This window comes from Paraburkholderia phosphatilytica (assembly GCF_003443895.1).
Classification (GTDB): domain Bacteria; phylum Pseudomonadota; class Gammaproteobacteria; order Burkholderiales; family Burkholderiaceae; genus Paraburkholderia; species Paraburkholderia phosphatilytica.
In genome coordinates, this window is the sequence record NZ_QQOA01000044.1 from 15,183 (window position 1) to 39,669 (window position 24,487).

Consider the following 24,487-nt stretch of genomic DNA (forward strand, 5'->3'; position numbering starts at 1 on the left):
CGTCACTTCCACGCGTAGCGTACCCCTACCCACGCACCGCGCGGCGTGCCGGGCCCCACGAACTGCTCGTTCACTGGGTTCGCACCATCGAACGTGTGGTTCGGCCCGTTGAAATAGTTCTGGCCGAGAATGCCGAACGTGTCGTAGCGCTTGTTCAAAAGATTCGTCACCGTCGCGAAGATCTGCAGTTGCTTCGTCGCCTGCCAGCTTGCATCGAGGTCCACGAGCAGATAGCCGGAGAGCTTGCCGTTCACGTCCTGATTGTCTTCGTCGCCGCGCGCGAAAATACTGCCACGCCATGTCAGGTTCGTGCCGACGGTCGAGTGCGCAGCCGGCTGATAGTCGAGACGCAGCTTGACGGTGTTCGCCGGAATGCCCGGGATGCGGTCGCCGGAATGCACCGTGATATTGCCGTTTGCGTCGGCGCTCGAATTGCTCGCGCTGCTTTCCACCCACGTCGATCGATAGGTCGCGTCGACAAAGCTGTAGCTCGCGCTCACACCCAATGGTCCGTACTGCGTGCGGCCCGCCAGTTCGAGGCCTTGACGGCGTGTCCTGCCGACGTTCTGGAAATTGCCGAGCGTGCTGGCCGCGCCCAGGCTGCTGACGAACTGGATGTCGTTGTCGAGCGTGGTGCGGTAGAGTGCCGCGCTCCACGTCGTGTTGCGGCCAATGCGCCCGCGCGCGCCCACCTCGATGGTCTTCGAAATCACCGGATGCAAAGACGGATCGGCGATGAAGTCGTTCGGCAGCGAGCACGGCGCGGCGGGGTCCGCGCACGCCAGTTCGATCGCGGTCGGCGAGCGCATGCCCTCGTTGTAGGTTGCGTACGCGGTGAAGTTCGGCGTTGGGTTCCAGTTGAGGCCTACGGCCGGATTGAAGCGCGAGAACGTATGCCGGCCGTCGAGCAGCGGCTCGATGCCGCTCTCGTCGCCGATCGTCGCGCGTGCCCAGTCGTAGCGCCCGGCGAGGGTCAGCGCCCACTGTTTCGTCAGCGACAGCGTGTCGTCGAAGTAGAGCCCGTAGTTCGCGTTGTGAGTGGCGGCGTTGGTCTGCGGCGTGTAGCTGCCGATGCCGAGCGTCGCGCGCGAGTCGCTGAACATGGCGTTCTGCTGCGATTGCACGAAGCCTGAATTTGCAATATCTGCCGATATGCCCGCGACGAACTGGTTGTCCATGCCAGCGAGCTTGTGCAGCAGCGTCAGTTGCAGGCTCGCGCCGTAGCTGTCCGTCGTGATGACGGACCGGTCGTTGGTCGCCTCGATCGTGTCGACGTTGCCGTTGTCGTCCACGGTGCCATAGTCGTTGTTGACGTTGCTGCTGATGTTCGTGTTGCGATAGTGGCGGTAGTAGACGTTGCCGCTCAGCTCCGCGTTCTCGTTGAAGTAATGGTCGCCGGAAAGCGTCACCCAGGTGGCGCTGTTTTCGTTCTGGTCCGGAAAGGTGTACGCCTGCTTCGGATTGCCAAGGAATGAGCGTGGAATGGTTTGTGTGCCTTGCAGGTGGTTGTCCGCGCCGCCGGCCGAGATCGACAGCGTCGTGTCGGCGTCGTGATAGCGCAGCTTGCCGAAGCCCTGACGTACGCGGCTCGCGTTGTGATCGGCCCAGCCATCGTCGTTTGCGATGTTGCCAGTCACGTAGTAGTCGAGGTTTGTGCCGATCGTGCCGCCCTGTTCAATCTGCGCGGTCTTGCGGCCCCACGAACCGGCGGTGATCTGCGCGTTGCCGCCGGGATCGGAGCGGCCGTTCTTCGTGGTGATCGCGAGCGCGCCGCCCAGCGTGTTCAGTCCATAGGTCGGGTTGGAGCCCGGAATCAGCTGGATCTGGCTGATCGCGTTCTGCGCGATCAGATCCCAGTTGACCACGTCGCCGAAGGGTTCGTTCACGCGCACGCCATCGACGAACACGGACAACCCCTGCGGCGTGCCGAGCAGCGGCGACGCGGTGAAGCCGCGGTAGTTCACGTCCTGCTGGAACGGACTGCCCTGCGCGTCGTTGATGTCGATGCTCTGCGCGTTCCTGTCGAGGTAGTCGGTGAGCGACTCGCGATGCTGCTGTGCGATGTCCCTGCCGCGTATCGTCTGCACGTCCGCAGGCACCAGCGGGAGCGGCGTGCCGACACCGGCGAGCGGCGTCGTGCCGACCACGAGGATCGGCGCGAGGGTCGTGACGGGCGTCGGCGGAGGACTGGTTTGCGCCCGGACTCCCGCAGGTACGCCGACTGCGAGCACGCTGCCGAACGCAACGCGCGCCGCGGTGGCGAGGGCTTTCTGGGCACTCATACGCCGCCCGTTGCCAATGCAAGCCAGCGCGAGTTCGCGTCGTTGCGGAACAGGATCGGCTGCTCGCGCGCCGCCGTGAGTTCCGGCGAAGCGCCGGCTTCCGCACGTGCCGCATCGCGCACCATCTGCACCACCTTCTCGTGCATCGGCGATCGGTCGCACACCGGGTCGGCGTTCGTCGGGTCGCCGGTCAGCATGGATGCCTGGCAGCGGCAGCCGCCCAGGTCGTGCTCCTTCTCGTCGCAACTGCGGCAGGGCTCCTTCATCCAGCTCGTGCCGCGAAAGCGGTTGAACGCATCGCTGTCGTACCAGATCTGGCGCAACGGCATGTCGCGCACATTCGGCAGCGCGAGGCCCGGCAAACTGCGCGCGGCGTGACAGGGCAGTGCGGTGCCATCGGGCCCAACCCCGAGGAACACCGACCCCCAGCCGTTCATGCAGCGCTTTGGCCGCCGCTCGAAGTAGTCGGGCACGACGAAGAAGATGCGGCAGCGTTCGCCAAGCTCGCGCCGATAGCGTTCGACGACGGCTTCCGCGGCGTCGAGCTGCTCGCGCGTCGGCATCAACTGCGCGCGGTTCGCGTGCGCCCAGCCGTAGTACTGCGTGTTCGCGAGTTCGAGATACTCGGCGCCGAGCGCAACGGCCATCTCGATGATGCGATCGACGTGCGGCAGGTTGAAGCGGTGCAGCACGCAGTTCATCACCATCGGAAAGCCGTGCCGCTTGATCGAATCGGCGACGCGGCGTTTCAGGGCGAAGGTGCGGGTGCTGCTCAGGAAATCGTTGAGTTCCTGCGTGGAGTCCTGAAACGACAGCTGGATGTGATCGAGGCCCGCGGTCTTGAGGTCGGCGAGCCTTCGTTCGGTCAGACCAACGCCGGACGTGATCAGGTTCGTGTAGAAGCCGAGCTTGCGTGCTTCGGCGACGAGCGTTTCGAGGTCGTCGCGCATCAAGGGCTCGCCGCCTGAAAAGCCCAGTTGCGCCGCGCCCAACGCACGCGCGTCGCGCAGCACGTCGATCCATTGGCCGGTTGAAAGTTCACGCGAATGGCGCGTGTAGTCGACCGGGTTGTAGCAGAACGCGCAGTGCAGCGGGCAGCGGTAAGTCAGTTCCGCGAGCAGCCACAGCGGCGGTTCGATGTGCGGTTGCGTTGACGCTGAACATGGTTCGCTCATGGCGTTACTCCAGCCAGCCGCGCGTATGCGCGTGTTCGACGAAGGCTCGTATTTCGGGGGCGAGTCCTGCTGTGTCGAATGCCTGTTCGAGATCGGCGACGAGCGCGTCGAACGAACGCGTGCCGTCACAGCGCTTCAGTATTTCCGCCGCGCTCTGGTTCAGCTTCACCATGCCCTCCGGGTACAGCAGCACCGACGCCTGCTGCGCGGGCTCCCATTGCAGCCGGAACAGCCGCTTCAGTTTCGGATGATCGGGCGCCGTGACGTTGCCGCCGGTTCGTGTGGTGTCGTTCATTGCGCGAAGGCCTTTTCGATCGAGTCCAGCATGGTCCACAGGATGTCGAGCTTGAATTGCAGGATTGCGAGCGCGCGATGCTGTTGTTCGCGAGTCCGGAAATGGTCGAGCGTCACTTCGAGACCGTGCTCGACGTCGCGCTGCGCGAGCGTGATGCGCGAGCGGAAATACGCGAGTCCAGCGGCTTCGATCCACGGGTAGTGCTGCGGCCACGACGCGAGACGATCGCGGTGTACCTGCGGTGCGAACATCTCGGTGAGTGACGAACACACCGCGTCCTGCCACGGCGCGCGGCGCGCGAAATTCACATACGCGTCCACCGCGAAGCGCACGCCAGGCGTCACGTGCTCCAGCGACCACAGTTCGCCGCGTGACAGGCCGACCGCGTCGCCGAGGCGCGCCCACGTCTCGATGCCGCCTTCCTGATCGCCGTAGCCGTCGTGATCGAGAATGCGCTGCACCCAGCGGCGCCGCGTCGCGCGATCGGGGCAATTCGACAGCACGGCCGCGTCTTTCAGCGGAATGTTGATCTGGTAGTAGAAGCGGTTCGCGACCCAGCCGCGGATCTGCTCGCGCGTACAGCCGCCGCTGTTCAGCTTTACGTTGAACGGGTGATGGATGTGATACGCGGTGCCTTTCGCGCGCAGTTGCGCCGCGAATTCGTCGCGGCTCCATGCGGGCAATGTGCCGTCCACCGGCAGCGCGGGCGCGGTGCCGTAGGTGTCGTTCAGGTTCATGCGTGTCTCCATGTCCGCCGTGTCGGTGTGTGCCGCACAGCGTCTTGCGCTTTGCGCGCTTTAAAGCTCGAAGCTCATGCCGTCGTACGCGACTTCGATGCGATGTTCCGCGAGCACGCGCCGCTCGGGGCCGTCGTCGATGAGGATCGGGTTCGTGTTGTTGATGTGAATCAGCACCTTGCGTTGCGCGCGGTCTCGCAGCGGTGCGAGCGCATCCAGTGTTTCGATCATGCCGCCGGCACCTGTTTGCGGCAGGTGCCCCATGTCCGCCGCGGTCTTGTTCGAGAGGCCCAGGCGGATCATCTCGTCGCCGGTCCACGTCGTACCGTCGACAAGCAGCAGGTCCGCATCGCGCATCGCGTCGCGCACGTGCGGCTCGATCGCGCCGAGCCCCGGCGCGTAGAACACGCTGCGCCCGCTCGCGGTATCGTCGATCACGATGCCGATGTTGTCGCCGCGTACAGGTGCATCACGATGTGGCGAGTACGGCGGCGCCTTGCTCGACAGCGGCAGCGCGACGACGCGGATGCCCGGCAGCGCGGCCATCTCGATGGGTGACCCGTCGAGTGCGATACGTCGATGCTCGACTCCGCAGTAGTGCGAGAGCATCGGCACGATCGGGAAGCCTTGCGACAGGTCCTGCCAGACGGCATCGGTCGCGTAGAGCGGCAGCGGCGTGCCGCGTTCGCGCAGCATCAGAAGACCCGTGACGTGATCGATCTGCGCATCCATCACGAGCGCCGCCGCGATGCCGCTGTCGCGTACGCGTCGCGCGGGTTGCAGTTCGGGATTCGCGGCGATCTGCGCGAGCAGGTCCGGCGATGCATTGACGAGCAGCCAGTCCTCGCCATTCGCGCTGACCGCGATCGACGACTGGGTGCGGCGCGTCGCCTTCAGCGTGCCGCGCCGGACCCCGTCGCAGTTGCGACAGTTGCAGTTCCACTGCGGAAAACCGCCGCCCGCGGACGATCCGAGCACCTTGATTTTCATATCGCGTGGCGCGTGTCGCGCCCCTCGTCGGCGATCATCGTGCGGCATCCGTCAATGCGCGCTACCGGCGTTGAGCGGCGTCGACGACGCTTTCGCGCGATCCGCCGTCAGCTTCGCGCTGCCCGCCGCATAGCCGTTCGAGTACAGCAGGAACGCCATGATGTCCGCGTAGTCCTGGTCCTTGAGCTTGCCGGGTTTGTCCGCGGGCATGTTGGTCGCCATGTAGCCGTACACGCCGCCGATGGTCAGATGCGAGTTCGACGCGGGCGCGAACGCGGGCCCTTTCAACGCCGGTGCGGTCACACCTTGCAGCGCCGCGCCGTGACACTTCGCGCAGGAACTCGCATACAGCCCTTTGCCGTGGTCGGCCTGAGTCTGCTCGAACGAAGGCACACCCGTGCCCGCATCCGCGCTATCGGCGACGCGGATCATTCGGCTAGTTGAAGACGTGGTCGCAACGGCTGTGATCAGACGCGGCGCATCGTTCGACGTGGCGCGCCATGCGGCAGTATGCATGCCGTTCGCGATTGAAGGAGCGATCGAAGACACCGTGCGATCCGGCAAGGTCCAGGCTTTCGTGAGCGTATCGAGCTGTCCGTTTGCGGTCAGCTTGACGAGCGCATCGTCGACCTGCCTGCGCAGCGCCGCCGATTTCGCGGGAAACGCGAACACCAGATGCCAGTCCGCGTACGGCGACGCCGCCGGCGCGACCCGGAAGTGCTGCGACGGATGCGCGAGACCATACGCGACCACCGCTGGATACCAGACCACGGCGCGCGCCGCTTCGCCGTTCACGACGGCTTCGACGGTGGATGCCGAGGTATTGCGCAGATCGAGCTTCACGCCGGACTGCTGCAGCGCGATCAGCTGCGCGGGGCTCGCATACATCGCCGCGACGACGTTGCCGTTTGCTGTTTCTCCAACGCCGTTGCCATTGCCACTGGAGGAAAGCCTGACGTCGACGTACCCGGACTTCAGATAGCCTTGCGAAAAGATCAGATCGTGACCCGATGCATCGGCCACGCTCGAACGCGGAAAGCCGGCGATCACGTCGCAGTCGCGACCGAGCACGCGATGCAGTTCTTTCAGCGACACGCCGTCGTCGTCGGCGTCGCCGATGCCGTCGGCGACGAGTGTGATCGGCACGCCGGCCGCCGCGAAGGTTTCGCTGGAGACGTGACGGTCGAGTGCGGCGGACGGGCTGCCCGGAAACGTGCAGACCCGGACGCCCGCGACCGAGGTGGCGGGGAGCGGCGCGAGCGTGCCCAGCAGCGCGGCGGCGACGAGCGAATCGATTCGATACTTGATGAGCGTGGACATGAGAACTTCCTTCGTGCGGTTGCGCGACCGCGGCACCGCGGCACGGTCACGCTTGGTAGAGAGCGTCAGGAGAAAGACGTCATGCAGGCGACGTCATGCATGACCGAGTGCGAAGACATACAGCGTGCCGCCCTTCGGCACCTGGTCCGCGATCTTCGCCATCGGGCCGCCCCAGATCGGATTCGCGCCGCCGTAGCCGGCCAGCACGGCGACGTACTCCTGGCCGTCCACGTCGAACACCGACGGCTGCGCAATAATGCCGCTCGCGAGCTTCGGGCTTTGCCACAGCACCTTGCCGGTGGCTTCGTCGAACGCGTACAGATGGCCGTCGAGCGAACCGCTGAACGCGAGGCCGCTCGCGGTCGTCGCGACGCCGCCGTTCCAGGGCAGCGCGCTCCAGTGGCTCCAGAGCTTCTTGCCGGTATTCACGTCGATCGCCTGCAGTTCGCCGTAGCCCTTGCTGCCAGGCTCTTTCTGGATCTCGAAGCCTTCGCCGAGATAGGGCAGGCCTTCCATGTAGTTCACCGATTTGCCGGACAGGGACATGCACGCGTGCAGCGTCGGCACCACGGCGATATGGGTCTTCGGATCGTACGAGAGCGACCACCAGTTCTTGCCGCCGAGGAAGCTCGGGCACGTCTCGATCGTCGTGCCGGCCTTCGGATATTTGCTGGCGTCCTGCTGCGGTGAACCGTCGTGCGCGTAACCCGTGACCGAGGTTGCGCGCACGAACGGCTTCGCGTAGATCAGCTTGCCCGTCGCGCGGTCGATCGCGTGGAAATAGCCGTTGCGGTCGGCATGCACGATCGCGTCGTAATCCTTGCCGTCGTACTGGATCTTCGCGAGCACCGGCGTATTCACGCCGTCGTAGTCCCACGTGTCGTGACGCGTGTACTGGTAGTGCCACTTCAGATCGCCGGTCTTCGGGTCCATCGCGAGCAGCGAATCGGAGTAGAGGTTGTCGCCCGGGCGCAGGTCCGCGAGCCACGGTCCGGGGTTGCCGACGCCCCAGTACAGCGTTTTCGAAGCGGGGTCGTACGTGCCGGTGAGCCACGCGGGCGCGCCGCCGTGTTCCTGCATGCCGTCCGGCCACGTGTCGCCGCCTTTCTCCTTCGCGCCCGGCACTGTGAAGCGCTTCCACAGTTCCTTGCCGTCGGCGGGATCGAGCGCGGCGATGAAGCCGCGCGCGCCGTATTCGCCGCCCGAACTGCCCACCACGATTTCGCCGTCGAGCGCGAGCGGCGCGAGCGAGAACGCGTAGCCGATGCCCGGATCGAACATCGTCTTCTTCCACACGAGCGCGCCGGTCTGCGCATCGAGCGCGACCACGTCGCCGCTCAGCATCGCGACGTACACGTTCTTGCCGTACAGCGCGACGCCGCGGTTTACCACGTCGCAGCAGGCGGTCTTGAACGATTCGGGCCCGAGATTGGGCTCGTATTTCCAGAGGTTTTTGCCGGTCAGCACATCGAACGCGTAGACGTTGTCCTTCGGCGTGGTGACGAACATGACGCGCCCGTTGACGATCGGCGTGGCTTCGAAGCCTTGCTGAAGATCCGCGGGGAAGCGGTAGCTCCACGCCTGCTTCAGCTTCGCGACGTTCGTGCGGTCGATCTTCGTGAGCGGCGAATGCGACTGTCCGTTGTAGGTGCGGTAGTACGTGAGCCAGCCCGGATCGTCCTGTGCGGCGCTCAGGCGTTCGTACGTGACGGCCGGATAGTCGTCCGCCGCGGCGACCGGGTGAGGATCGATGCCGAAAGCGGCCAGCACGCCGAGAGTGATGGTCGCGAACGCCGTGGCCGAAGCCAGCTGAGTCTTCATCTTTGTCTCCTGTGGATTTGTCATCGCAAGGCCGCTGGCTCGATGCTTACGCGCGCCGGCCGGCCGCGGATCGTTCAAGGCAAGTCGCATGCCATCGGATACAGGAGTACGAATGAACTGCGCTGGAGTGCGTGCTTGAACGCTGTGTGGCGTTCGGTGAGAAGTGACTGACGCGCGAGCGGTGTGCAGCGGTGTTGCGTTGTGCAACAGGTCATGCGCCGGGTGTTGAGTTGTGTGGCACCTGCTGCGGGCGAGCGTGCGTCATCGCATGCGTTAGCGCGTGTGTCAATCGAGCCAGCCGCGCTGGCGGGCATAGTCGATGAAGCGATAGATATCGGTGGCGAGATCGGATGCGCTGAACAGTGCCTCGAGCTCCTCGATGATGCCGTCGAGGTCGCGCGTGCCGTCGCAACGCGCTAGTATCTCGCCCGCGCTCGGATTCAGCCGGACCGTACCTTCAGGCCATGCAAGTACGTAGGTATCCTGCATGTTCTCCCATCGCAGGATGAAGCGGCTGCGCAGGATCGGACGTGGATTGACGCAAGGGCGTGCGGCGTCGGCGTTCGTCATGTCGGCTCTGCCTTGTCGGTCGAGTCGAACCTCGACCGCGGAGTGTCGTGAATGCGTGAACGAACCGGATGCCGCCGGCGTGGCAGACATCCGGGCATCGCGCTGCCGCGTCAGCGAGTGGCGATGTACATCGTGATTTCGAAGCCGTAGCGCAGATCGGTGTAAGCGGGGGTGGTCCAGGTCATGGCTGTCTCCTTGATATCGACAGTAGAAGATTGAGAGTGGCCGGCGCAATGCGACGGTCCGCGCTCAATTTGCAAGGTCCATGCCGGGCGGGTGCGACGTCATGCATCGCGACGCGATACGCTCACGGTTGCTCAGATTTCGAACACCGGTGTTACGGAACGGAACACAAGCGGAACAGCCAGGGTGTGACTCTCTCGACGATCACGAGGGTTCGTGCGCCGCGCCGCTCATATGCCGGTAGACGGTGTTGCGCGACACGCCGAGCGCACGCGCCGCCGCGGACACATTGCCGTTGTGCTGCGCGACCGCTGCCGCGATCGCGCTGGCCTGCAGGTTCTGCAGGCTGTTGTGCGACGCCGTTGCGGCTGCTGTGCCTGCGGCTGAAGGCGCGGCGACGAGGTAATCGAAGAAGTCGTCGGGCAGATGCTCCTGGCGGATCACGCCGTCGTCGTCCACCATCGCGGCGGCAGTGCGCAGCAGGTTGCCCAGCTGGCGGAAGTTGCCGGGCCACGCGCATTGCGCGAACAGCGCCATCACATCGTCGGCGACGCTGAGCATGGGTCCGTCGGGCAGTTCGTCGGACGTGCGTTGCAGCACCTTCTCGATCACGCGCTCGAGATCGGTGCGTTCGCGCAGCGGCGGTAGCTTCACGACCAGCCCGTTCAGGCGGAAATACAGGTCTTCCCTGAAACGGTTTTCCGCGATCATCTGCCGAAGGTCGCGGTGCGTCGCGCAGATGATCGCGATGTCGACCGGAATGGATCGGGACGAGCCCAGCGGATTCACGAGCCGCTCCTGCAGCACCCGCAGCAGCCGCACCTGGAGCGGATACGGCATGTCGCCGATCTCGTCGAGAAACAGCGTGCCGCCGTTCGCCTGCAGCAGCTTGCCCGTCGCGCCCTTGCGGCGCGCGCCGGTGAACGCGCCTTCCTCGTACCCGAACAGCTCGGATTCGATCAGCGTTTCGGGAATGGACGCGCAGTTCACCGCGACGAACGCCTGGCCGCGCCGCGGCGAATCGTTGTGGATCGCCTGCGCGAGCAACTCCTTGCCGGTGCCGGTTTCTCCGGTGATCAGGATCGGGATGTTGCGCGCGATCACCTTGCGCACCTTTGCGATCACGCCGGCAATCTGCGGGTCGCCGGTATCGAGGTACGCGAGCTTCGACAGCGCATTCGCGGATAGCTGCAGCGCCGTCGTTCCGGTTGCCCGCTGCGCACCTTCGGCGGGCTCCGCCGAAGGCAGCAAACCGTTCTGCGCGAGCGTGCCGCGCCGGTACTCGAGGTTCGCGCATACCACCGCGCCGCCGGGCAGGTTCAGCGTGACGTGGCGTCCGAGCGTGGAGCGGTACGCGTCGATCAGCTGCGTGCTGGTGACGCCCAACAGCGACGACAGCGTGTGTGCCCGCAGCGCCGGCAGCGGCAGCCCGAACTGGAACTGCGCGCTGCGATTCGCCGACAGGAAGCGGCCGTCGCAGGTGAACGCGGCGATGCCTTCCATCAGCGTGCCGAGGAACTCCGGGCGCGAGTGGAAGCTGATCTGCAGCGTATCGCGGAAGGTGGTCGCGAACAGGTGGTTTTCGATCATCTGCACGGACATGCGCGCGAGCGCCATCGTGTGCTGGTGATAGCTGCGATGATCGCCGGTCACGTCGAGCACGCCGATGAGGTCGCCGTACGGCCCGGAAATCGGCACGCTGGAGCAGGTCAGGAACTGGTTCGCGGCGAGGTAGTGCTGGTCGCCGTGCACGACGGTCGGCGAGCGTTCGATGATCGCCGTGCCGATTGCATTGGTGCCTTGCCGTTCTTCCGCCCAGTTGGCGCCCGGGCGCAACGCCACCTTTTCGGCGCGCTGCAGGAAGTCGTCGTCGCCGATCGAATGCAGGATCAGCCCGCTCGCGTCGGTCAGCACGATCATGCTCTGGGTATTGACGATCTGCTCGCGCAGCGTCTCCATCACCGGCGTTGCATGCACGCACAGCACGCGGCTTTGTTCGAGCTTCAGCGCGAGTTCGGAGGTGGGCAGCACGTCGTAGTCCGGCCGGGTGGCCGCGCTCAGTCCGAACGTTTCCGAGCGCTCGTGTGCTTTCTGGATCGCCGGGGTGAGCCATTCGCCTTCGCGTCCGCGGTTCTCGCCGCGCGGGCTGGCATGCGAAACTTCGTCGCGCATTGTCTCCCTCCTTGGTCGGGCGCCGGTCCTGATGCCGCCGCTTGATTTGTCGCCCTGTCGATGCAAATAGCGCGCCAGGTTGTGCGCATGTCGCGCGATGCGGTTCGATGCAGGCGGACATTGGGCGACGTGCTTGCCGCGTCACGCTTACCTGAGTCATCGCCATGCCGCATCGCGCGTGCTCGCGCCCATACGATGAGCCGCCGGAGTGAGGCTCGCCAATCCGGGCAACCCCGGGGGCAACTGCGCATCGGTGCTCGAACCCGCGCTCAAACGCATGCCGCGAGACCTTCCGGATCGAGAATGCGGATCTGCTTGCCTTGCGCGTCGAGCAGACGGTCGCGCTGGAAGCGCGACAGGGTCCGGCTCACGGTTTCGAGCTTCATGCCGAGATAGCAGCCAATCTCGCGTCGCGTCATCCGCAGATGAAACTCGGCGGACGAATAGCCGAGCGCCTTGAAGCGCTGCGACAGATTGAGCAGAAACGCGGCCACGCGCTGGTCCGCGCGCATCGTGCCGAGCAGCATCATGAGCCGCGATTCGCGGACGATCTCTCCGCTCATCAAACGATGCACGTGGTGCTGCATCGTGTGGATTTCGCGGCACACCGTCTCCAGCTGCAGGAACGAAATCACGCAGACCACACTGTCTTCCAGCGCGACCACGTCACCGTTATGGCGGCCCGTGTAGATGCCGTCGAGGCCGAGCGTTTCGCCCGTGATCTGAAAACCGGTGACCTGTTCGCGGCCATCCGAATGCACGATCACCGTCTTGAACGAGCCGGCGCGCACCGCATACAGGTACTGGAACAGGTCGCCCGAGCGAAACAGCGTGTCACCGCGCCTGACGGTGCGCGTGGTGCAGACGATCGAATCGACCCGCGACAGTTCTTCCGCGGTGAGTCCGGGCGGCGTGCACACGTTGCGCATCGAACAGGTGGAGCAGCGTACCGCTGCGCTGCGATTCACTTCGTCGCGCACGATCGGAACGATTTCGCGCAACACGGCCGGCGATGGGACGGACTCGAACGCTTCACGAATTGCGGACGACGGCATGATCGGCTCCTGATGACTCGCGCATTCGCTGACGGACGCCGCTGACAGGCGTCCACGTGCATCAGTATTGCCGGTGCCGGCGCGGAATTGAATCGGCGAAGCTTGTGATCGATGTAGGCGATGGGGAAGCGTTGTAGGGCAATGCCTACACGGCGCGGCGTGGGTGCCGCACGTTTGCCACGTCGTGCGCTCGAGGCCTAGACCTCGTCCTGATCGTCGAACAGCTTGTGGCGCATCGCGTAGCGCACCAGCGCCGCCTCGTGCGGCATCTGCATTTTCTCGAGAATGCGGGTCTTGTAGGTGCTGACGGTTTTCGTGCTGACGCAGAGTTCGTGCGCGATCTCGGTGATGGTCTCGCCAGCCGCGATGCGGCGGAACACGTCGAACTCGCGGTCGGACAGCCGCTGATGCGGCAGCGTATCGGCGGGTTCGTTGAGGCTTTGCGCGAAGCGCTCCGCCATCGTGAGACTCACGTAGACACCGCCCGCGGCGACCTTCGACACCGCGCCCACCAGTTCGTCGCTCGCGCTTTCCTTCGTGAGATAGCCCGACGCGCCGGCCTTGAATGCGCGCACCGCGTACTGCTGCTCGGCATGCATCGTCAGCACGAGAATCCGCAGCTCGGGCTTCTCGTCCTTGATCTGGCGGATCAGCTCGACGCCGTTGCGGCCCGGCATCGACAGATCGAGCACGAGCACGTCCGCCGGGGTGGTGCGCACGAGCGCGATCGTGGTGATGCCGTCCGATGCTTCGCCGACCACGTCGAAGCCGCTCGCGGTGCGCAGGATGTGCCGCAGGCCCTCGCGCACGAGCGTGTGGTCGTCGGCGATGAGGACCTTGATCATGACAGCAGCGCTTCCTGCTGGACGGCGCGCAGCGGCAGCGCCACCGCGATCCGGAAACCTTCGGCCGGGCTCGACACGATCGTCACGGTGCCGCCGAGCAGATGCGCGCGCTCGCGAATGCCGATCAGCCCGAACGACTTGCCGCTGTGGCCCGCATGGTCCGTCGCGCTGGGCGCCGCGCCTTTGCCGTTGTCCGCGATGTCGAGCACGCATTGATCGGCGGCGATCGCGAGCGTCAACGTGACGCGCGTCGCTTCCGCATGGCGCGCGACGTTCGTCAGCGCTTCCTGCACGATGCGAAAGAGCGTCGTCGCGCCGGCGGGCGTGAAGTCGACGCCGCCAGGATCGACGTGCCGCTCGACGTCGATGCCGTAGCGATTCGTGAAGTCGTCCGCAAGCCATTCGATCGCGGGCACGAGACCGAGATCGTCGAGCATCACTGGCCGCAGATCCGCGGCGATACGGCGCAGCGACGCGACCGTCGAATCGATCAGCCGGCGCATCGAGCCGAGCTGGCCGGCAATCCGTGCGCGGGTGGGTTCGTCGTCGTGCTGCGCGCTGTCATACGCGCGCAGCGCGTCTTCGATCGACGACACGTCCATCTTGAGCGCGGTGAGCTGCTGGCCGAGATCGTCGTGCAGCTCGCGTGCGATGCGCGTCTTTTCTTCCTCGCGCACGGCGAGCAGGTTGGCGGACAGCTCGCGCAGTTCTTCGCGCGACTGGCGCAGCGCGTGATCCGCGCGCACCCGCTCGGTGATGTCGCGCAGCATCACGGTGTAGAGCTTGCCGCGTGCATCGCGGATCTGCGAGATCGACGCTTCGATCGGAAACTCCTCGCCATTCGCGCGCAGCCCGTACAGCACGCGCTGGCGTCCCATCTGGCGATCGGAGACGCCGGTTGCGCCGAATTGCTCGACGTGGCGCGCGTGCGCTTCGCGATAGCGCTCCGGAATGAAGCGCGACAGCGGCGCACCGATCGCGTCCGCCGCCGCAACGCCGAACACGCGTTCGGCCATCGGGTTGAAGATCACGACGCGCTGCGCTTCGTCGACCGTGATGATCGCCTCCATCGACGAGCGGATGATGCCCGTCATGCGTGCGCCGTCGAGCGACTCGTCCTGTACCGCGCCGTTTTCATTTCGACGCCGGTGCCCGCTCCGGCTTGCAGCGGCGAGCGCGCCGAACGCGCACGCGGTCAACGCGTACAGCAGCGGCCGCGCCCATCGGCCGGCGCGCGGGTGGTCGGGATGCGCCTCGGTGCGGCGCGGGGCCTCGTCAGTTCGCATCGGTGCAGGTGAAGGGCTGGCGCGTCGTTTCGCGAGGGGATTGCGTCGCATTGTGCGCGTTTTAGCCGCTTCCGCCAATCGATGCGCAATTCCGTGAGTTGACCGGCTCGCGGAAGCGTGAAGTCGATGAAGTCATCGCACCGTCATGTGCGCGCGCGTTGATCGGCGTCAATCTTCCGTGAGAGAGGCGGGCGCAGACTGGATACGCTGCCCGCCGTCGTTCGTTCTTTCGTTCGCGACGTGGGCAGGCCGAATGGCAAGCACGGGAGACGCACGATGTACCACCGGATTCTGCTCGCGCTGGACGACAGCGCATGCGCGCAACGGGCGCTCGCGCAAGCGGTCGCGCTCGCAGGCGCGTTCAATGCCGCGTTGATCGCCGTCAACGTGTTCGATAACGGGCCGCTGCTCAGCGAACCTGACGCGCCGGAGCGGGCCGACACGCCGTCGGGCGTCGCGGTCGCGCTGCTGGAGCGCGCACGGGCGGTCATGGCCGACGCGCATGTCAAAGCGTCGGTTGCCGCGCTGGAGTCGGGCGGGGCGAGCGTGCCGTGGGTGTTGCTGCGTGCCGCGTGCGACTTCGAAGCCGAGCTGATCGTGATGGGCACGCACGGGCGGCGCGGCATGCGGCGGCTGGTGCTCGGCAGCGTGGCCGAAGCGGTGCTGCGGGATGCGCGCTGCCCGGTGCTCGTGATCGGCGAGGCGTCCGCTGCGTCGCGCGCCGCGAAGCGCGAATACGTGGTTGCCTGAGTGGATGTTGTCAGTGGGCGTTATGAAGCAGTCTGCGCTTCGACTGCATGCGGTGCTGCGTTCGCGCCGGCGCATGCCGCTTGTGCGGGCACCAGCAGCACCGGGCAGGGCGCGCCGCGCACCGTGCGTTCGGCGACGCTGCCGAGCACCAGCCGTCGCATGCCGCGTCGCCCATGTGTGCCCATTACGATCAGGTCCGCGTCGAAATCGCGTGCGGCGAGTTCGATGCAGTGCGCGATGTCTTCGCCGCCGGTCAGACTGACCTCGATGGTTCGCGCGATGCCCACCGCGCCCGCGCGCGCGATGCGTTCGGTTGCCTCGGCGGTGACGCGCCGGCCTTCTTCCACGAGTGCCGAACGGACGATCGATGGATCGTAGCCCGGTGCATCGAACGCGATCAGCGGAAGGTCGATCACGTAGAGCGGCTGCAGTGTCGCGCCCGTCAGTTTCGCGAGATCGAGCGCGGCGTCGAGCGCATGCGATGCGGTGTCGCTGCCGTCGAGCGCGACGAGGATCCGGTCGTACATGGTGGGTCTCCAGTTTGAACAGCGTCGTGCTCAATGCGACATCAATACAGGCGCCGTCATCGATTCGAGCACCGTGCGCGACGCGCCGCCCATCACGAGTTCGCGCCACCGTCCGTGGCCATACGCACCCATCACGATCAGGTCATGGCCGCCATCGTTCGCGCGTGTCAGCAGCACATCGCCAACGGATGCGCCGCTCGCATGATCGACGTTCACCATCGCGTTGTGGCGCGCGAGCGTGAGCGCGATCTCGGTGCCGCTTACGAATGCATCGGCGGGCTTGCCGGGTTCGCCGATCGTGAGCACCGTGGTCTGCTCCGCGCGCGCGATGAACGGCAACGCGTCGTACAGCGCGCGGCTCGCTTCGCGGCTGCCGTCCCACGCAACGAGCACGCGCTTGCCGATGGTCTCGAACTGGCCCGAGCGGGGCAGCAGCAGAACCGGACGTCCCGCGGAGAGCACGAGGTTCTCGATGAAATCCTCCGCGACGAAGGCGTTCGGATCGTCGTGATCGGTCTGACTCGCGATCACCAGGTCCGCGGCGCGGGCGCGTCGTGGCACGTCGACATTCGGATCGCCTTCGGCTCGCATCCAGTTGCCCTTGACGTCGGCGCGCGCGAGCTCGGCAGCGTACAGCCGTTTCACCGATGCGCGGTGCTGCTCGCGTTCGTGCCGGTGTTGCTCGAACCACGTTGCGCTGCCCGCCATCACGTGGAAGCCTTGCAACTCTGGCGAAAACACGGCGAACAATCCGTCGAGGTGCGCGTTGAATTTACGCGCGACGCGCAATGCGCTGTCAAGGCGCAGCGCCGCGCGCTCGCTGGTGTCGAGGTGAACGAGGATGGTCCTGTAGTTCATGGCGGGCGCTCCTGGCAAAGGCGATCGGAGCCATGGGCCGGCCTGCGCGATGCAGACGGCGGCCACGGCATCTGATAGCGAGTGTAGGAGCGTGGCCGCGTGCCGCGTTGACGTGGATCAACGGGCGAGTGAGCTTCACGTGGGCGTCATGCAGTGCCGCTGATGCGTCGCATCGCGCGGGCGGCGAGCGACGGGCGACGGGCGACGTCAGGTTCGTTGTGCGAAAGCGGGCACCGGAAAATCGACTGGTTCAGGCTTGCCCACCACGCGGTTGCGCCCGGCGAGCTTCGCGCGGTACAGGCTGACGTCCGCAGCCTTGATGAGTTCCGCGGTGTTGATCACGTCGCTTGTCGTCGCGACGCCGACGGATACCGTGACGAAGCCGGCGGGATTCGACGCCGTCGGCATCGCAAGCGCGCGCACTGCATGACGCAGCGATTCGCCAATGCGCAGCGCCACCGTGTGCGAACAGTTCGGCAGCGGCACGACGAATTCCTCGCCGCCGTAGCGGCACACGTAGTCGTCCTGGCGGCGCAGCGCCGACTGCAATGCGCGTGCGACGCGCCTCAGGCATTCGTCGCCGCGCACGTGTCCATACGTGTCGTTGTAGTCCTTGAAGTGATCGACGTCGATCATCAGCACCGAAAGACAGCTGTCCGCGCGGCGCGCGGCGAGCGCTTCGGCTTCGAAGTGCCGGTCGAACCAGCCGCGGTCGAAGAGGCCCGTCAGCGCGTCGAGGGCGGCCTCGACGGCAAGTGCGCGATTCGCGCGGGCGAGCCGGATATACAGGCCGCTCGTTTCGAAGATGAGCGCGGCGAGCACGACGATGGAGGACGTCAGCGAAGCGCAGCGCGCCGCATACCAGCCGAGCGAAAAGCGCGACGAGCCGGCCAGCGTGAGCGTCACATCGGCCAGCATCGCGACGAGCGCCACGCCGACCCACAGATCGAGCGGCGAACGCAGGCGCGTCGAATACGCATGCGCGCACAGGCCGAGCACCGCGATCGCTTCCACCGCGATGCCGATCCAGCCATGCGAAAGCCGTGCATACGAGCCGTGCGCGACGAGCAGCGGCATCCATGACGAGCGGAAGATGGCGAGCAGGCTGAAGCCGAACCCCAGCAGAACCGCGGCGCATGCGGTCACTGCACCCGAGCGGCGCGCCGCGGCGGCGCCCGGCTCGAAGCGGCGCTGCGCTGCCGCGAGCAGGATCAGCAGCGGGAAGCCTGCGTGCCAGATGACCCAGATCCACACGGCGGTCTGCATGCCGGCGCCCAGCAGCCCGGTTGCCGTGAACACGCCGGGAAACACGGCCAGCTGCAGCGCGGCGGTCAGTGCCGTGAATGCGTAGGCGCCGCTCAACGCGGCGACGGATGGCAGCCCGGACACGCGGAAGTACGCGGCGAGCAGCAGCGACGTGATGCCTTCCGTCAGTACGATGGTGGTCGAAAAGATCGGCAGGAATGCGGTGAGGACGGGCAGGCTCACGTCGGAGCGGGAGTAGACGACACCGGCGCCGCCAAGCATCAGACAGCAGACGAGCAGCGCGAAGACCCGCTGCGTCCGCGACGCCTGCGCGCCGATGATTGTCCCTTCCATTTTGCGACCTGCAGTCAACTTCCTTGTATATCGGCGTGCCGTGGAATTTCTTGAAAGATGGATCGGGTGCTGTTTTTTGCCATGTCCCACATGTTTCGCATGTCCCCATGCGCGAACGGAAAATGCCAGCGAAACTTGGTTTTGTGCAAAGACGCGATGTGGTGCATCCCATACTCTTGTTACATCAAATTAAAAGATCGATGGAGATATGGATGAACCCTCGCACTCTCGCGTCTCTTTAGCGGTCGCGCACCGCCTGTCCACTCGTTTCACATCTGTAGCGCCGTAGGCGCTATCTATTGCTTTTCCTTCGATCCGTCACGCCGCTGGATTCGATCAGGATGACGAACGAGTGATTCAAATCGCTCGCGTCGCACGAGGCATCGCGGCGTCGCACGACGACGTTCATCAGCTGGGCATCAAACCATGGAGACTGCATGAGGAAGGCTATCGTTATCGCGTCTGGCATCGCAGCGACGTGCGTGCTGAATATCGCGCACGCTCAATCTACGGTCACGCTCTACGGCGTGTTCGACAACGGCCTCGCGTACCAGAAGACCAATGGCGGCGCGGATGCGATTCGCGGCGTGCCGGGCGGGCTGTTCTCGACCCGGTTCGGCTTCCGGGGCAGCGAGGACATCGGCGGCGGACTCAAGGTCAATTTCCAGCTGGAGCAGGCGTTTTCCGGCATGACGGGCGCGGCGACGAACCCTGCCGACGCGTTCAACCGGCAGGCATGGGTCGGCGTGTCAGGCGGGTTCGGCGAGGTCCGCTTCGGTCTGCAGAACTCGCCGCAATACGATGTGCTGCAGGCCGCGATGGATCCCACGGCAGTGAAGAGCATCGCCTCGCCGATGAACAACTTCAACAGCCTGACCATCCGCGAAAGCAATGCGATTTCATACTTCACGCCGACGTTCAGCGGACTGAGCGCCCGCTTCATGGTCGCGATGCGCGATTCGACGGACAAGCCCTCCAACGGACTGCTGTTCTACAACGCAGTCGTTCAATACGAGAAGGGACCGTTCAGCGGAGCGGCCGGTTACCAGCAGGCGGCCAATGCAACCGGCACGTCGATACTGAAGGTGTTCAATGCGGGCGCGTCCATCCAGACGGGACCGAACCGGTTCTGGCTCGCGTATCACACGGAGCTTCAGACGGACACGCCCGGCAATTCGCGGCGCGACGTGTACCAGGTGTCGGATTCGTGGCTGTTCACGCTGGCGGACCAGCTGTCCGTGATGTACGGCTTCGTGCACGACAGAACCGGCGCGGGCAACAACGCGCAGGAGATCGGGCTCATCGACGAGTACTTCCTTTCGAAGGCGTCGGAGCTGTATGCGGCGGTGGGCTTCATCCAGAATCGCAACCGCTCGGATTTCTCGCTGAACGGCACCGCCTATTCGGGGCTCACGGTGGCGCCCGGCGCCGACACGCGCGGCATTACCGTCGGCATCGTGCACAAGTTCTGACGCGGGCGCTTCATGTGCTGACCGCGCGCCAGTCGCAAGCATCCAGGTGACGCGGCCAGACCAGCGCGCGGACTACAGCGTCGGAATCACGTGCGGGAATACGAGGTGGTTTTCCACGCGCTTGACGCCCGGCACATTCTCCGCGGCGATGCGGATCGCGCGGATTTCCTCCTCGGATTCGATCACGCCCCACAGATGCGCGACGCCGTCCTTGACGAGCACGCCCTGTTTCGGCAGCCCCCAGCGCTTGCCGTGCATCTCCAGCACGATCGCGTCGCGCAGGCTCGCGTCGTCGTGCACGGACGCGTCCATCGCCGGCGCGACACTTGCCAGCGCGCGAATCAGGTTCGAGCGGCTCACGATACCCACCAGCTTGCCGTCTTTCAGCACGGGCACGCGTTTGAGATGCTGGCGCTCCATTAGGTCGGCGATCCTGTCGAGCGGCATGTCCTCGGGAATCGACGTCACGTGGTCGCACATCACGTCGCCGACCACGTGCCCATGCTCCTTCACGTAGCGCGCGGCCTGCTCGCGCGGCGACGACAGCAGGAACTCGAGCCACCACGGGCGTTTGCCGTGGCTGGTGCCGTTTTCCGCGCGGTGCAGCAGATCGCCCTGGCTGACGATGCCGACCACCTTGCCGTCAGCATCGACGACGGGCATGCCGCTGATGTGATGCTCGACGAACAGCATCGCGGCTTCGTGGATCGTCATTTCCGGGGTGGCGGTAACGACGGACGTGGTCATGATGTCGAGTGCGCGCATGATCGCTCCTTCGGCAGATGCCGTGGCTGGCCGCGCACGTGAGACGCGTGCCGTATGGATGGAAGGGCTGATTCGGCGGCGCTGCGAGGCTCGGGGTGTGCCTCGGGATTCCTCACAGTGATCTGCGCTTCGGTGCGGTCCCGGGAGGACCCGACCTGCCCGCGATGCTGTGCTGCAATGCGGGGCGCGCGATTCATCAAGCGCTCGGTGTGCGCGGAGGAACACGTGTTTGACGCATTGATAGGTCACGCAGCTTTCAATAACATTGCGAGAAGTGTGGGGTACCGCACATTTCGCGCTGCATGCGAACGCGTGCCGGCGGTCGATGAGCGGCACAATGCATCGCCTTTATCGTGACATGGGCGCGACCGTACACTGAAAAAAGGATGCGCTTCACGCGTCCTGGTTTCGGGCGCCGCCGCGCGAATGCAGTGAACGTGGCGCGGTGCGTCAAACAACAAAAGCAGCGAAGCAGAAAAACAGCTCGGATGTTCAGTGAACGACAGGAGCACGCTTCATGAACGCAAACGCGCCGGCCGCCGCCGGTCTGAACGAGATCATCCAGCACGTGTTCGTGCTGATGCTGGAAAACCGGTCCTTCGACCATCTGTTCGCGCTGTCGGGCATACCCGGCATCACCGCCGCCACGGCCGCGAACACGAACACCTACGCAGGCACGAGCTACCAGTTCGGCGACGGCGCGCCGGGCCAGATGCCAACCGACCCCGGCCATGAATTCGCCGACGTGGTCGAGCAGCTATGCGGCACGGGCGTGCAGTTCCAGAAAGGGCAGGCCTATCCGCCGGTCGACAACTCCGGCTTCGTGTCGAACTACGCCACTACGCGTACCGAAGGCACACCGCCGCAAGGCGGCGACGTGAACGACATCATGCGCGGTGTCGACGCCCGCACGCAGTCCCCCGCGATGTATCAGCTCGCGACGCAGTTCGTGCTGTGCGACGCGTGGCATGCGTCGCTGCCCGGGCCGACGTGGCCGAACCGTTACTTCCTGCACGGCGCGTCGTCGGCTGGACTCGATCATTCGCCGACTTCGGCTGAGATGTGCGGTTGGGAAGGACTGGACGGCTTCGTCTATCCGAAGGGATCGATTTTCGATCTGCTCGGCAAGGACAACTACCGCCTGTATCAGGACCACCTCGGCGATCCGCTCGGCCGCATCCCGCAGGTTTCGTCGATCAAGGGCATCAGCTTCTGCGACGTCGACGACCTCGCGCACTTCGAAGCGGACCTCGCGGCGAACTACACGCCGCGCTACACGTTCATCGAGCCGAGCTACGGCGATGTCGTGAACGGCACCTACGAGAACGGCAGTTCGCAGCATCCGATGGACGGTCTCACCGCCGGCGACCAGCTCGCCGCACGCGTGTACAACGCGATCCGCAACTCGCCGGTGTGGGACAAGAGCCTCCTGGTGATTCTTTACGACGAGCACGGCGGCTTCTACGACTCGGTGCAGCCTGGCGCCGCCACGCCGCCGAACGACGGCGCGTCTGGCACGCTGAACACGAGCGGATTCCAGTTCGACGTGTACGGCGTGCGCGTTCCCGCGATCGTCGTGTCGCCGTGGGTCGAACAGGGGAAGGTGGATAGCACGACGTACGATCACAGCTCGGTGCTCGCGACGCTCGAGCGTCTGTTCGGTCTGCCGTCGCTCACGGATCGCGACAAAAACGCCAACCATCTGCTGTCGTTGATCACCCAGGAATGCCGCAACGACTGCCCGACGAGGATAGGCACATGACCACGACCACCACCGCGCACGCGCGCGACCACGAACCCGTGCCCGACCCCAGCACGCTGATGGGTCTGCTGCACGTGCTGCGCAAGGCCCATATGGAACTGGTCGGCAAGGACGTTGCGCATCAACGTTTCAGCCGGGTGTCCACGCGCGGCGATGCGCGGGAGTACATCGGCGAAGTGACGCAGCACCTCGTGAAGGAGCGCGAGAAGCGCATGCTGCACCGGCGCAAGAGCGGCAGGTAGACACGCCAGACGCCCGACGTGGGCGAGCCAGCGACTTCCAGGAGGCATCATCCCATGCAGCCGATCGGCGATGTGGTTCGCGAGTTTATCGAAGAGGTGCTGAATCAGGGGCGGGTCGAGTCCACCGACCGGTTCTTCTGGGACGACATGGTCGAGCAGGTCCCGTTTCCCGGGCAAGGTCCCGGCGTGGAGGGGCTCAAGGACGTGGTGCGCACAATGCGCGCCGCGTTCCCGGACATGCACTGGCGGATCGACGAACAGCTCACCGAAGGCGACCGCGTGCTGACCCGCTTCGAATGGACCGGCACGCATCGGGACACGTTCCTCGGCGTGCCCGCCACCGGGCGAACGGTGAGCGTGTGGGGCATGGTGATCGACCGCTTTCAGGAAGGCCGGATCAAGGAGACCCGCATCATCATGGACATGCTCGGCATGCTGATTCAGCTCGGCATGGTGCCGCCTCCGGGGTCATGATCGAGCGGCTACTCATGTGGTCACTCGTGTGGTCACAACTCGAAGTCGCACCGCGATAGCAATCGCGACGAGCAGCAACACGCCGGTCATCGACGTCACGCCGGACCATCTGCCGACGCTCCAGAACACGCCGCCCAGCGAGCCGACCACGCTGGAGCCGACGTAGTACGCGAACAGATACATCGCCGACGCCTGCGCTTTGCCTGTTTGCGCGCGCGCTCCGACCCACGCGCTCACAACCGAATGCGAGCCGAAGAAGCCGACGGTCAACACGGTGATGCCGCCGATGACGACGGGCAGCGAACTCGCTCGCGTGAGCACGGTGCCGAGCAGCATCAAGCCCAATGTGAACGGCAGCAACGTTTGCCGCCCGAGCCATCCGGACAGGCTGCCGATCCACGCCGAACTGACGATCCCGCACAGATAGACCACGAAAATCAGGCCGATTTCGGTCTGGCTCAGCGAGAACGGCGGCGCGACGAGCCGGTAGCCGACATAGTTGTAGACGGTCACGAACGCGCCCATTACGAGGAAGCCTTCCGCGAACAGCCACGGCAGCGCACGGTCGCGCAACTGGACCGCGTACATGTTCACGAGCGGCCCCACGTGCATCGGCCGCCGCACGAAATGCCGCGACGCGGGCAGGCAGCGCTGCAGGATCGCCGCGCATAGCACCGCCAGCACCGCCATTGTCATCACGGCCGCGCGCCAGCCCGACAGGTCCGTCACGACGCCCGTCAACAGACGCCCGGCCATGCCGCCCAGACCGGTGCCGCCCACGTAGAGTCCCATCGCGACACCGAGCGAACGCGGATGCATCTCTTCGCCGACGTACGCCATCGCCACGGCCGGCAAGCCGCTCAGCGCGACGCCCATCAACGCGCGCGTGACGAGAAACGCGTGCCAGTGCGGCAGCACCGCGCTCAGCGCCGCGAGCACCGCGGAGCAGAACAGCGAGCCGACCATCATCGGCTTGCGGCCCCACGTTTCGGACAGCACGCCCGCGACCAGCATCGAGACGGCCAGCAGGCCGGTGGTGAGCGACAGCGCGAGACTCGCACCCGCCGCGCTCACGTGAAAGCTCTGCGAGAAGAGCGGCATCAACGGTTGCACGCAGTAGAGCAGCGCGAAAGTCGCGAAGCCGGCGGCAAACAGCGCGCAGTTCGTGCGGATGAACGCGGACGTGCCGAATTCGATTTTCCCGTTCGCCGCGGCGGGAGCGGGCGCACCAGTTCCCGCTTCCGTTCCTTTCGCGACGGGTCTTTGAAGCTCCAGCGTGTCCACCGATGGTCCAGCCATGATCCACT

22 protein-coding genes and 1 pseudogene are annotated in these 24,487 nt (G+C 65.4%); 5 read left to right on the plus strand and 18 right to left on the minus strand.

What is annotated here, in order from left to right; genetic code table 11:
* Positions 1-2: 2 nt before the first annotated feature.
* The 13 genes and pseudogenes from DVS29_RS30815 to DVS29_RS30875 form a co-directional block, all read right to left on the minus strand.
* A complete protein-coding gene (locus DVS29_RS30815) occupies positions 3-2,282 on the minus strand; it encodes a TonB-dependent receptor (protein WP_118184315.1) in 2,280 nt (759 codons plus the stop codon).
* Positions 2,279-3,457 carry a pyrroloquinoline quinone biosynthesis protein PqqE gene (gene pqqE, locus DVS29_RS30820; RefSeq protein WP_118184316.1) on the minus strand — a complete coding sequence of 393 codons (1,179 nt, stop codon included), beginning with the start codon at positions 3,455-3,457 and terminating at the stop codon, positions 2,279-2,281. The genes DVS29_RS30815 and pqqE overlap by 4 nt, the downstream gene beginning before the upstream one ends.
* Before the next feature lie 4 nt (positions 3,458-3,461).
* Positions 3,462-3,752 (minus strand): pyrroloquinoline quinone biosynthesis peptide chaperone PqqD, encoded by a 291-nt coding sequence (gene pqqD, locus DVS29_RS30825; RefSeq protein WP_118184317.1) that lies wholly within the window; start codon positions 3,750-3,752, stop codon positions 3,462-3,464.
* A complete protein-coding gene (gene pqqC, locus DVS29_RS30830) occupies positions 3,749-4,489 on the minus strand; it encodes a pyrroloquinoline-quinone synthase PqqC (protein ID WP_118184318.1) in 741 nt (246 codons plus the stop codon). The genes pqqD (DVS29_RS30825) and pqqC overlap by 4 nt, the downstream gene beginning before the upstream one ends.
* Positions 4,490-4,549: 60 nt before the next feature.
* On the minus strand, positions 4,550-5,479 hold the full coding sequence (gene pqqB, locus DVS29_RS30835) for a pyrroloquinoline quinone biosynthesis protein PqqB (protein WP_118184319.1): 930 nt from the start codon (positions 5,477-5,479) through the stop codon (positions 4,550-4,552).
* 51 nt (positions 5,480-5,530) lie between these two features.
* Positions 5,531-6,799 carry a c-type cytochrome gene (locus tag DVS29_RS30840; RefSeq protein WP_118184320.1) on the minus strand — a complete coding sequence of 423 codons (1,269 nt, stop codon included), beginning with the start codon at positions 6,797-6,799 and terminating at the stop codon, positions 5,531-5,533.
* Positions 6,800-6,892: 93 nt separating this feature from the next.
* Positions 6,893-8,620, minus strand: a complete 1,728-nt coding sequence (locus DVS29_RS30845) for a methanol/ethanol family PQQ-dependent dehydrogenase (protein WP_118184321.1) — start codon at positions 8,618-8,620, stop codon at positions 6,893-6,895.
* 285 nt (positions 8,621-8,905) lie between these two features.
* Entirely contained in the window at positions 8,906-9,190 is a 285-nt protein-coding gene (pqqD, locus tag DVS29_RS30850) for a pyrroloquinoline quinone biosynthesis peptide chaperone PqqD (RefSeq protein WP_118184322.1), read from the minus strand.
* Positions 9,191-9,300: 110 nt separating this feature from the next.
* Entirely contained in the window at positions 9,301-9,375 is a 75-nt protein-coding gene (pqqA, locus tag DVS29_RS30855; protein WP_118184359.1) for a pyrroloquinoline quinone precursor peptide PqqA, read from the minus strand.
* Between the two features lie 202 nt (positions 9,376-9,577).
* Positions 9,578-11,545, minus strand: a complete 1,968-nt coding sequence (locus tag DVS29_RS30860) for a sigma-54-dependent Fis family transcriptional regulator (RefSeq protein WP_118184323.1) — start codon at positions 11,543-11,545, stop codon at positions 9,578-9,580.
* 269 nt (positions 11,546-11,814) lie between these two features.
* The gene (locus DVS29_RS30865) at positions 11,815-12,600 is read right to left on the minus strand and encodes a helix-turn-helix domain-containing protein (RefSeq protein WP_118184324.1); all 786 of its coding nucleotides are present in this window, start codon (positions 12,598-12,600) and stop codon (positions 11,815-11,817) included.
* A gap of 197 nt (positions 12,601-12,797) precedes the next feature.
* The gene (locus DVS29_RS30870) at positions 12,798-13,445 is read right to left on the minus strand and encodes a response regulator (RefSeq protein WP_118184325.1); all 648 of its coding nucleotides are present in this window, start codon (positions 13,443-13,445) and stop codon (positions 12,798-12,800) included.
* Positions 13,442-14,701 (minus strand): annotated as a pseudogene (locus DVS29_RS30875) (PAS domain-containing sensor histidine kinase); the annotation flags it as partial. The pseudogene DVS29_RS30875 and the gene DVS29_RS30870, both read right to left, overlap by 4 nt.
* A 306-nt stretch (positions 14,702-15,007) precedes the next feature.
* Here DVS29_RS30875 and DVS29_RS30880 point away from each other — a divergent pair.
* Entirely contained in the window at positions 15,008-15,481 is a 474-nt protein-coding gene (locus DVS29_RS30880) for a universal stress protein (RefSeq protein WP_118184327.1), read from the plus strand.
* A gap of 20 nt (positions 15,482-15,501) precedes the next feature.
* On the opposite strand, the gene DVS29_RS30885 is transcribed toward DVS29_RS30880, so the two are convergent.
* The 3 genes from DVS29_RS30885 to DVS29_RS30895 all read right to left on the minus strand — a co-directional run bounded on the left by DVS29_RS30885 (position 15,502) and on the right by DVS29_RS30895 (position 18,465).
* On the minus strand, positions 15,502-16,008 hold the full coding sequence (locus DVS29_RS30885) for a universal stress protein (RefSeq protein ID WP_118184328.1): 507 nt from the start codon (positions 16,006-16,008) through the stop codon (positions 15,502-15,504).
* A gap of 30 nt (positions 16,009-16,038) precedes the next feature.
* Positions 16,039-16,866, minus strand: a complete 828-nt coding sequence (locus tag DVS29_RS30890) for a universal stress protein (RefSeq protein ID WP_118184329.1) — start codon at positions 16,864-16,866, stop codon at positions 16,039-16,041.
* A gap of 207 nt (positions 16,867-17,073) precedes the next feature.
* Positions 17,074-18,465, minus strand: coding sequence for a GGDEF domain-containing protein (locus tag DVS29_RS30895; protein WP_118184330.1), 1,392 nt, complete (start codon positions 18,463-18,465; stop codon positions 17,074-17,076).
* A 437-nt stretch (positions 18,466-18,902) separates the two neighbouring features.
* Here DVS29_RS30895 and DVS29_RS30900 point away from each other — a divergent pair, with 437 nt between their 5' ends.
* Positions 18,903-19,937, plus strand: a complete 1,035-nt coding sequence (locus DVS29_RS30900; RefSeq protein WP_118184331.1) for a porin — start codon at positions 18,903-18,905, stop codon at positions 19,935-19,937.
* Positions 19,938-20,009: 72 nt separating this feature from the next.
* Here DVS29_RS30900 and DVS29_RS30905 read toward each other — a convergent pair whose 3' ends face one another.
* Entirely contained in the window at positions 20,010-20,702 is a 693-nt protein-coding gene (locus DVS29_RS30905) for a CBS domain-containing protein (RefSeq protein ID WP_118184332.1), read from the minus strand.
* A 517-nt stretch (positions 20,703-21,219) separates the two neighbouring features.
* On the opposite strand from DVS29_RS30905, the gene DVS29_RS30910 reads away from it, so the two are divergent.
* The 3 genes from DVS29_RS30910 to DVS29_RS30920 are packed head-to-tail and all read left to right on the plus strand — an operon-like array spanning position 21,220 to position 23,180.
* Positions 21,220-22,464: an alkaline phosphatase family protein gene (locus DVS29_RS30910; protein ID WP_118184333.1), complete on the plus strand. Its 1,245-nt coding sequence runs from the start codon at positions 21,220-21,222 to the stop codon at positions 22,462-22,464.
* Complete coding sequence (locus DVS29_RS30915) at positions 22,461-22,706, plus strand: hypothetical protein (RefSeq protein WP_118184334.1); 246 nt, start codon at positions 22,461-22,463, stop codon at positions 22,704-22,706. The genes DVS29_RS30910 and DVS29_RS30915 overlap by 4 nt, the downstream gene beginning before the upstream one ends.
* A gap of 54 nt (positions 22,707-22,760) precedes the next feature.
* Positions 22,761-23,180 carry an ester cyclase gene (locus DVS29_RS30920; RefSeq protein ID WP_118184335.1) on the plus strand — a complete coding sequence of 140 codons (420 nt, stop codon included), beginning with the start codon at positions 22,761-22,763 and terminating at the stop codon, positions 23,178-23,180.
* Between the two features lie 12 nt (positions 23,181-23,192).
* Here the strand turns inward: DVS29_RS30920 and DVS29_RS30925 are convergent, their stop codons facing one another.
* Positions 23,193-24,479 carry an MFS transporter gene (locus DVS29_RS30925; protein ID WP_118184336.1) on the minus strand — a complete coding sequence of 429 codons (1,287 nt, stop codon included), beginning with the start codon at positions 24,477-24,479 and terminating at the stop codon, positions 23,193-23,195.
* Between the last annotated feature and the right edge of the window lie 8 nt (positions 24,480-24,487).